General features: G+C 65.4%; 1 protein-coding gene. It reads left to right on the forward strand.

Annotated features, from left to right (window positions below):
* Positions 1-54: 54 nt before the first annotated feature.
* Positions 55-1,203, forward strand: coding sequence for an IS701 family transposase (locus Acy02nite_RS46115; RefSeq protein ID WP_425548287.1), 1,149 nt, complete (start codon positions 55-57; stop codon positions 1,201-1,203).
* The last annotated feature ends 181 nt before the right edge of the window (positions 1,204-1,384 follow it).

The following is a 1,384-nucleotide window of genomic DNA, read 5'->3' on the forward strand; positions in this document are numbered from 1 at the left end:
TACTGCTACGGCAGGTCGCCACTTTGTGTGGTTCTGGGTCGTTTGCCTGGTGTGGTGACGGCTGAGCAGGTACAAGGCTGGGACGATGAATTCTGGGAGTTCTTCCTGGGGTTTTCGCACCAGTTCAGCAGGGCGGATGTCCGGTGGCAGGCATTCAAGTATTTGCGGGGGCTGCTGGCGACGATCGAGCGTCGTAGCGGTTGGAGTCTGGCCGAGCATGCCGGGGACGCGACCCCGGACGCGATGCAGGGTTTGCTGGTAAGCCGGTGTTTCGACCGTGACAAGGTGCGTGATCAAGTGCGGTCCGGGCTCGTGTCGGCAATCGGGGATGCGGCCGGGGTGCTGATCGCCGACGAGACAGGATTCATCAAGAAGGGCAAAGCATCCGCCGGTGTCCAGCGGCAGTACACCGGCACTACCGGGAAGATCGACAACTGCCAGATCGGGGTATTCCTGGCCTACCACACCCGGCACGGGAGAGCGCTGATCGACCGCGAGTTGTATCTGCCGAAATCCTGGACCGACGCCCCGGACAGGCGCGTCAAAGCGCACGTGCCGGACAAGGTCGCGTTCGCCACCAAGCCGGAGCAGGCCAGGTCCATGCTGGAACGTGCCGTTGACGCGAAGGTGCCGTTCGCGTGGTTCACCGGAGACGAGGCCTACGGGCAGCACCGTGAACTGCGCGAATGGTGCGAACAGCAAGACATTCACTACGTGCTGGCCACCCGCAAGGACCACGAAGTTGCCTCCGGCCTGCACACCACCACCCGCGTCGACGAACTGATCAGGAAGGTCCGGGCCGGAGCCTGGCGGCGGATGTCCTGCGGCGACGGCGCTCACGGTCCCCGCGTCTACGACTGGGTCAGCGTCCCGATCCGCGCCGGTTTCGAGCACGGCCGGCGTGGCTGGGTGCTGGCCCGCCGCAACATCAGCAACGGCGAACTCGCCTACTACGTATGTTTCGGACCACGCGGCACCCGGCTGCAGACTCTCGTGCGTACCGCGGGCGCGAGGTGGGCGGTCGAGGAGTCGTTCCAGATCGCGAAGAACGAGGCCGGCCTGGACCAATACCAGGTCCGCCGCTACGACGCCTGGTACGCCCACATCACCCTGTCCATGGCCGCCGCCGCGTTCCTGACCATCGTCCGCGCCACCGAAGTCGAAAAAGGGGCACCAGCAGCAGCGAACATCCGGGCAGCCTGACCCGGCTGACCGTCAACGAGATCAGGCGCCTGTTCGCGACCCTGATCCTGGCCACCCTGCACACCGTCGCGCACGTGCTGGCCTGGTCAGACTTCCGGGAACTCTGCCGCGAACGCGCCCGAGCCGCCCACTACCGCAAACGACTCGAACGCCTCGAAAGCTACGACCCGCCGTAGCAGTA

Source organism: Actinoplanes cyaneus (genome assembly GCF_016862095.1).
Taxonomy (GTDB): Bacteria; Actinomycetota; Actinomycetes; order Mycobacteriales; family Micromonosporaceae; genus Actinoplanes; species Actinoplanes cyaneus.